Annotated in this window: 7 protein-coding genes; 5 read left to right on the top strand and 2 right to left on the bottom strand. The window is 44.5% G+C overall.

Features of this window, described 5'->3' with window-relative positions:
- The first annotated feature begins 367 nt into the window (after positions 1-367).
- The 3 genes from IM322_RS22245 to IM322_RS22235 all read left to right on the top strand — a co-directional run bounded on the left by IM322_RS22245 (position 368) and on the right by IM322_RS22235 (position 2,780).
- On the top strand, positions 368-565 hold the full coding sequence (locus IM322_RS22245; RefSeq protein WP_002737592.1) for a DUF751 family protein: 198 nt from the start codon (positions 368-370) through the stop codon (positions 563-565).
- Positions 566-606: 41 nt separating this feature from the next.
- Positions 607-993: a 30S ribosome-binding factor RbfA gene (gene rbfA, locus IM322_RS22240; RefSeq protein ID WP_004163470.1), complete on the top strand. Its 387-nt coding sequence runs from the start codon at positions 607-609 to the stop codon at positions 991-993.
- Between the two features lie 206 nt (positions 994-1,199).
- Positions 1,200-2,780, top strand: coding sequence for a glycoside hydrolase family 3 N-terminal domain-containing protein (locus IM322_RS22235; protein WP_287672695.1), 1,581 nt, complete (start codon positions 1,200-1,202; stop codon positions 2,778-2,780).
- On the opposite strand, the gene IM322_RS22230 is transcribed toward IM322_RS22235, so the two are convergent.
- Entirely contained in the window at positions 2,777-3,976 is a 1,200-nt protein-coding gene (locus tag IM322_RS22230) for a lipid-A-disaccharide synthase-related protein (protein WP_287672694.1), read from the bottom strand. The two genes, IM322_RS22235 and IM322_RS22230, sit on opposite strands and share 4 nt — an antisense overlap.
- A 340-nt stretch (positions 3,977-4,316) precedes the next feature.
- Here IM322_RS22230 and tsaE point away from each other — a divergent pair, with 340 nt between their 5' ends.
- A complete protein-coding gene (gene tsaE / locus IM322_RS22225) occupies positions 4,317-4,787 on the top strand; it encodes a tRNA (adenosine(37)-N6)-threonylcarbamoyltransferase complex ATPase subunit type 1 TsaE (RefSeq protein ID WP_287672693.1) in 471 nt (156 codons plus the stop codon).
- Positions 4,788-4,824: 37 nt separating this feature from the next.
- On the opposite strand, the gene aqpZ is transcribed toward tsaE, so the two are convergent.
- Positions 4,825-5,586, bottom strand: a complete 762-nt coding sequence (aqpZ, locus tag IM322_RS22220; RefSeq protein WP_287672692.1) for an aquaporin Z — start codon at positions 5,584-5,586, stop codon at positions 4,825-4,827.
- 267 nt (positions 5,587-5,853) lie between these two features.
- Between aqpZ and IM322_RS22215 the strand changes: the two genes are divergently transcribed.
- Positions 5,854-6,939 (top strand): class I SAM-dependent methyltransferase, encoded by a 1,086-nt coding sequence (locus IM322_RS22215; RefSeq protein ID WP_287672689.1) that lies wholly within the window; start codon positions 5,854-5,856, stop codon positions 6,937-6,939.
- The last annotated feature ends 789 nt before the right edge of the window (positions 6,940-7,728 follow it).

The following is a 7,728-nucleotide window of genomic DNA, read 5'->3' as shown; positions in this document are numbered from 1 at the left end:
TTTAACAGATAGTGTCATTAATCTCTAGAGTAAGGGATTCGCTCTGTAGCCATGTTTTTGCTGGTTTTCTGCCCCGAAACAAGCTATAATGGTCGAAAGGTCAAATTTGAAAAATTTTGCCTCAAACCCTATCTGCGTAAGAACTTCAGGATTTTGTGTCCAGTAGTTCATTAGTATTTTATTGCTGTAACTCAGGCTCTGTAAGACTTTTAGCCATAGGTAGTATGTTTATACGGGGGAAGTCCAGTTATACCACTAAATAGTACAAAAGTCTAGAGATTCTGTTAAGTCCCTTGAATCGAGCGGCGTGGCAGCACCGAAGCTTACTGCTATAATTGCTTACGGACAAAGATAATAAACAAAATTTATGGGCGACTTTTTTGATAACGTGAGCCGTTACCCCCGCTATCTGATTAGCTTTAGTTTAGGGATTTTCTTCGCCTTTTTCGGCTGGTTAGCCCCTTTATTAAAAAATCCCCTCACAGCGATCGCACTTGTGGGCTTTCTAGGGGGAACTTTCGCCTTTCTTTATTTCACCCTCAAAGCCATGCTCGGATTAGCTTGATACAATGGTAAGGGTTTCGCTGTTTTTAGGGGACAAAAATTATGGCTAACGATCGTCGAGTATCTCGCGTCTCCTCGCTAATTAAGCGCGAGGTCAGCCAAATGTTATTAATGGAAATTAAAGATGATCGGGTCGGTGCCGGTATGGTTAGCGTTACCGATGTGGCTCTCTCCCACGACCTGCAACACGCTAAAATTTTTGTGTCTATCTACGGCAACGAAGATGCAAAGGCCGAAACTATGGCCGGTTTAAAAGCTTCCGCAGGATTCGTCCGGCGTGAACTCGGTCAACGCATCCGTCTCAGACGTACCCCCGAAGTGGTCTTCCTAGAAGATTCTTCCCTCGAACGCGGCGATCGAATGTTACATCTTCTTGATCATATTAAAACCGATCGACCCCCAGAAGATGACGATTCCGAAGAAGAATAGAACTATTAGCCGTCTTTTTTCTCCCTGTCTCCTGTCTCGGAGTCTCCTGACTTGAAAGAGGGTGTAGGGTGTGGGGTGATGGGGAAGTGGGGGAATTATGAATTATGAATTATGAATTATGAATTGGGGTATCGGGAGAACAAATAAAAATAATCTCCTGTCTCCTGTCTCCTGATAACTGATAACTGATAACTGATAACTGAATAATGAGCGATCGCATTTTATCCCTCAAAGAACGTATTGGTCAGATGATAGTAGTCCGCGCTTCCGGCTATCTCTTTGACCAACAAATCCGCTATCCTGCTTGGGAACCTGTCAACGCCACCCTGAAACATTGGTTAGAAACCCTCCACCTCGGTGGGGTGATTCTCTTAGGAGGCAGCGCCGCCGAAATCGCTTTCCGTAGCCAACAATTACAAAGTTGGTCCGGGGATAATCCTCTGCTCATTGCCGCCGATATCGAGGAGGGAGTCGGCCAAAGGTTTTCCGGCGCCACTTGGTTTCCCCCCCCGATGGCTTTAGGAAAAATAGCCGAAAAAAGCTTGACAAAAGCCACAGAATATGCTAGGGAAATGGGAGCAATTACCGCGAAGGAGGCTCTAGCGATCGGGATTAACTGGATTTTAGCCCCAATTGTCGATGTGAACAATAATCCCGACAATCCCGTTATCAATATTCGTTCCTTCGCTGAAACTCCCGAAATCGTCGCTAATCTAGCTCAAGCTTTTATTTTAGGGGCGGATTCCTATCCAGTTTTGACCACGGCCAAACATTTTCCGGGCCACGGTGACACCAGCAATGACTCCCATCTCGATCTTCCCATCATCAACCACGATCATCATCGCCTAGAAGCGATCGAATTGCCGCCCTTTCAAGCAGCAATCGAGTCAGGGGTTGATAGTATTATGTCAGGCCATCTGTTAATTCCCGCTTGGGATGCCGAATTTCCCGCCACTCTTTCCTCGAAAATTCTCGGGGAAAAACTGCGCCAAAATCTCGGTTTTCAGGGTTTAATCGTCACCGATGCCCTGATTATGGGGGGAGTAACCAAAATTGCCAGTGCTGCCGCCATAGCAGTGAGGGCGGTACAGGCGGGGGCCGATATACTGTTAATGCCTCCCGATCCGATCGAAGCGATCGAAGCGGTGTATAGTGCCGTGCAAGCGGGTACAATTAGCGAAGCGAGAATTAATGATTCTTGGCAACGTATTCAACGAGCAAAAGAGAAATTAGGGCAAAGACAGCCCTCCTTAGAATCCTTAAGCAGTTTAGCGGCACCGCAAGCTCTAGAGATTGTCAGCGATATTTTAAAAGATTCCCAAACAGTTAGCTCTAATTTACCGATTCAAGCCACTCAAGACCGCAATTTAATCATTATCGATGATTTACTCCACTGTGACTTTCTCGATCGCTCTTGTCCGGCGGTGACAATTCCCCGACAATGGGGTTATCAAACGCAAATAATCGACCGTAGCACCTTTAATCAGTCCCTCGTCTCCCCAGAAACGACTCTCCTACAAGTATTTATCCGTGGTAATCCTTTTCGGGGTAGTGCCGGATTAAGGGAGGAAACGAAAGCTATCTATCAAGCTTTGCTGAAAACCGGACAGATTCAAGCATTGATTGTTTATGGTAGTCCCTACGTTTTCCAGTGGTTTCGTCAACAAAGCGGAGAAATTCCCCATCTTTTCAGCTATGGACAACAAGCAAGCGCCCAAAAAATTGCCCTAGAAACTGTTTTTGAGTGGCCCACTAGCGGCAAAAATCGGACCGATACTTTCCTTTAAGGGCAAAAATCGTCTAGTAACCATCGGGCAATGCGATCGGAGGCACCGGCTGACCCCATTCTCTGACGACCATTAAAGGCGATTTCTTGCCACTGTGGAGGATTTTGTAATAAATATTCTAACTTGTCTGCCACTGACTCGGCACTATCGCCTAAGAGAATTGAACAGCCTAATAAACGCTGTTGCAGTTTGGCAAAATGGGGAGTAAACTGTGGTCCGTCCCCCGCAATCGTGATCGCCGGTTTACCCAAACCGACGAACTGTTCCGTGGCAGTTCCCGCCATGGCGATCGCTAGATGGCAACGGCCTAAATATTCGGCGTAATCCGTTTGAGAAATAGTTATAAATACTTCTTGACAAATAAACTTATTTGTGCTATGTTCTCGCCAACCCCGGGAAATTAAAGCAGCCGTAAAAGATTCTAGGGGGAGAGAAGGAGCGATCGCCGCCAAAAATTCCAGCTGATAATCGGGAAAACGTCCGATAATGGCGGCCACAGCCTCGATAATTTTCTGCCAATTGTGGAGAGATTCGGGAAAGCGCGAACCGGGTAGAAGCAGAATATTTAGGCAATCTTGGGGAAAATCGCCCGTTATCGCGGGTAAAAGGTCATCCATCATCGGATTACCCCCATCGACAACGGGAATTGACCACTGTTGTAAAATTTTGCTAGTTAAACTATCCCGGGGAAAAACCCCCCGACAGCGAGGATGAGCCATTAACCAGCGTTCCCAGGGATAATAATAGGAACCCCAGAGGCGATCGATCATCGAGCTACTATCTAACCATCCCTGCTCATCCCGGAGATAGTATTCCGATTTAGCCGTTCCCACAAAAGCATAATCTGTCTCGCTCAACCAAGCAAGGGCAAGGGGTAAGATATCTCCCACCGCGACAATTTTTCCCCCTTCTTGGCCCCAATTTCTGACCAGACGGTATTGACGGGAGGTTAATCCTAATAATCCCTCCCGTAGATCTCGCCATAATTGTTTGGCATCCCTGGTGATAAAACCCCCAGAGGGCATTTTTTGACCTCGATCGAGCAGGGGAATCCCCAGACGAGTATAAGCATAACCGTTACCCACTAGGGGTAAAGCAGTAATACCGGGACAGTGGGGAGATGATTGCAGTCTTTTAATAATCCGGATCGCGATCTCATCTTCACCGTGGCCATTACTCAAAAATAATAATTTCACTGTTTTTCTTAACTTCTGGCTTAAAGTCCTAAACTTCGGTTGTTTTATTCCCCTCGACCCTAGACAATGCTGATGGTTAGGGAACAATCAATTTTATAAAAGCAGTTAACCAACTCCCATTTAGTCTAATCTACCAGAAGGTTTCGCCGATCGCCTATCTCTGCCCTGATAGCGACCATTTGACCAAAGGTTAAGACTAAGAGATAAGAGATTAGTTTAACTGCTTCTATTTTTCTCGATCAAAAAGACCAAATTTCGCCCCCCAGAGCCAAGGGTGTCAGAAAGCTGCTCTGATCGCTATATTAAAATCAGTGATTAATTGGCATCCTAGCGGAAACAAATGATTATCGACTTACCTGATCGAGAAGCTACTGTCAATTTAGGCGAAAAACTGGGGCAAACCTTGGACTCTGGCAGTGTAATTTTATTAAAAGGCGATTTGGGAGCGGGAAAAACCACCTTAGTACAGGGAATTGGCTTAGGATTGGGTATTCAAGAGCCTATAGCTAGTCCTACCTTCACCCTCGTTAACGAATATAACGAAGGCCGCCTTCCTTTGTATCATTTGGATTTGTATCGTTTGCAGGGTCAAGATATCGAGGCGCTGTACCTAGAAAATTATTGGCAGGGAATCGAGGTAGATTTAGGGATAGTGGCGATCGAATGGTCAGAACGTTTAACTTTTTTGCCAGACAATTATCTAGAGATTACTTTACTCGATCGAGGCGAGCAAGGACGACGAGCGCTGCTCAATTTTATCCGTGGGGACGAAAAAAATAGCGACCCCACAGGAATCGCTATCAGCACTTGACTTTTGAAGCAATCAAACTTTAGCGGTAACTTTCCACTTATTCTCTAATTCGTCTTTCTTCTAAAGTTTCTTCAAAGAAACTATTGTAGAGGAAACCCGCAGCCACGGCCCCAACAATAGGAGCAATCCAGAATAACCATAATTGACCAACGAGAGCCATATTACCGCATAAAAGAGCAACACCGGTACTACGAGCGGGGTTAACGGAGGTATTGGTCACGGGAATGCTAATTAAGTGAATTAAGGTCAATCCTAAACCAATAGCGATGGGAGCAAAACCGGCCGGAGCGCGTCGATCGGTAGAGCCTAAAATGATGATTAAGAACATGAAGGTCAAGACCACTTCCGTGACCAAAGCGGCGATTAAACTGTAACCACCGGGAGAATGTTCTCCGAAACCATTGGTGGCCAGAGGGTTACTGCCTCCCAGAGCGAAACTGGGTTGACCACTGGCAATAATGTAGATAATTACTGCCGCTAAAATCGCCCCTAAAACTTGAGCGATGATGTAGGGAAGTAGTTCCGAACCGGGGAAGCGTTTACCTGCCCAGAGACCGAAGGAAACGGCGGGATTAAAATGTCCCCCCGAAATATGCCCTAAAGCGTAGGCAAGAGTGAGGACGGTTAAACCGAAGGCAAGGGAGACACCCACAAAAGAAATCCCCAGATGGATATTAAAATCAGCACCATCTACGACACTCTTGGCTTTACCCACAAATACTGCCGCTAAAACGGCACTACCGCAACCACCGAGAACCAGCCAAAAGGTCCCGATGAACTCTGCTAGATACTTTTTCATCTCTATATCAAGGTTGAATGATTTTGCTTTTAGGTTATCTCCCATCAGACCGGATTAAACTGTTATAAGATATTAAAAAATAGTTATTTTTTACCTTCAATTTGCCGTTCTCATGGGGAAACTATCAGCTTTTTAGGGATATAATAGTAAAAAAATCGGGAATTTCTGATAATTTCACAATTTCTTTAGATTTACTTCGATCTTGATGTCTGATGGATTTTGGCAGTGTCTGACCCTTTCCGCCGAGTGCTAATTGTGAGATGATCGATGCAGGAAGAAAAAGCGATATTTAATATCAACAATACTTTTTATCGACCGGAGAGTAAAATCGTCCGAGATTTAGGAGTTTTAGCGGCGGCAATTGCCCAAAAAGAGCGGGGAAGTTTGCGCGTTTTAGAGGTAATGAGCGGCTCTGGTGTGCGAGCGCTCAGGTATTGGTTAGAAAGTGGTGCGGATTGGCTGTGGGTTAATGATGGTAATCCAGAAATTAAGCCAACTTTAGCCGCTAATTTAGAGAGTTTATTACAACAGAAACAAGGGAAAATAACCTATAAATCTGCTCAAGAAGTTCTCCTAGAATGTTATCTTAAAAAAGACCATTACGATCTAGTTGATATTGATGCTTTTGGTTCCCCTGCATCTCTGTTTAGTGCTATTCCTTTAGCCACTAAAATCGGGGGTTTAATTTATCTAACTAATACCGATGGACGGACGTTGACGGGTCATAATCTAGAAAATAGTTTAGCTGATTATGGAGCCTATGCTCGCAATCATCCGGCTGCCCACGAACAGGGATTAAGATTAATTATCGCCGGTTTGCAATTAGAATCAGCCCGGTTAGGTTTAGGAATTACGCCGATTTTTTCCTTATTTTTTGGTCAAAGTTATCGGGTGATGGTGCGGTTAACAGCTAATAGACAATTAAATAGTCATAACTATGGTTTTCTCGGTTATTGTCATAGCTGCGGGGAATATCAATCAGTGCCTTGGACTAAGTTAGGCAAGATAGTTTGTTCTGGGGACGGGCAACCTTTAACTTTAACCGGACCCTTGTGGTTAGGCAGTTTACATGATCGCCTTTATCTAGAAAAAATGGCATATTTAGCCGATCAATGGCAGTGGAAAAAGGTAGTTAAATTGTTAGAAATAATGAGGGAAGAAAACGATTTTCCTCCCTATTTTTATAGCTTTCGGGAAATTGGGAGAAGGGGCAAATTAGATCTACCCAAAAGGGAAGATTTAATTGCAGCTCTCTTAGAACAAGGTTATCGAGCCGCTGCCACCCATATTAACCCGCAAGCACTGAAAACTAACGCTTCTTTAGCCCAATGTATCGCACTGCTCAAGGACTAATTAATTAAGGTTTGCTGAATAAATATAAAAACCTTGTTGGATAATATCTTTAGGCTTGTTTAAAATCAAAAAGTGCCAGCCCTTGCAGTGATCAGGGGGGAAAATTCAGGTACTTTTTCCCTGAAAATTAGGTAAGCTAAAACGCATCTTAGATGCGTTTTAGCAAGGCAGGAGGAATAAGCGGTTGAGAGTTTTTTGAATTATCAAGATATGTAACTTAGGGCTGGCTGAAAATTACTGGAAGCCTTACTAGAAAACGGTTTTGGGACTTTTTTAGCCCAAAAAGTGCAAGAGACAAACGTTGAGAAATCGATCCGAGGGACTCAAAACCCTTGCACTTTCTGGAGACGAACACAAAGGGTTCCGCTTCCAGGCACGCCAGGTCATTCTGTTATTCTGACTTCCTCTCCTGTCTCGGAGTCTCCTGTCTCGGAGTCTCCTGACTCCTGACTCCTAACCCCACCAACAAACTTTTTCAGCAAACCCTAACTTAAGTGCGTCTAAGCTTAATTGACCCCCTGAAAATCGGTAAAACCCTACACCCCACACCCTCTAAAGTGTATCAGGAAGCTTTGGAGTAAGACAGACAAGAAGCTGAATTAGCAGCGTTTATTGGCATTAGGATTAAACTTTGAACAGATAGCACAAGCTTTAGAATTAGAGATCGAACAGGTTAGACAAGCAACTCAAAGAGAATAGGAAAAGTTCAAACTTTGACAAATTGATACAATTGCCGGTAGCCATCAAGTAAAAATCGGCAACACTGAAAATCCCGCAAGCTTTCTTTTA

It is taken from the genome of Microcystis sp. M109S1 (assembly GCF_020247025.1).
In the GTDB taxonomy this organism is placed as follows: domain Bacteria; phylum Cyanobacteriota; class Cyanobacteriia; order Cyanobacteriales; family Microcystaceae; genus Microcystis.
This window is presented reverse-complemented; position numbering and strand designations above follow the sequence as displayed.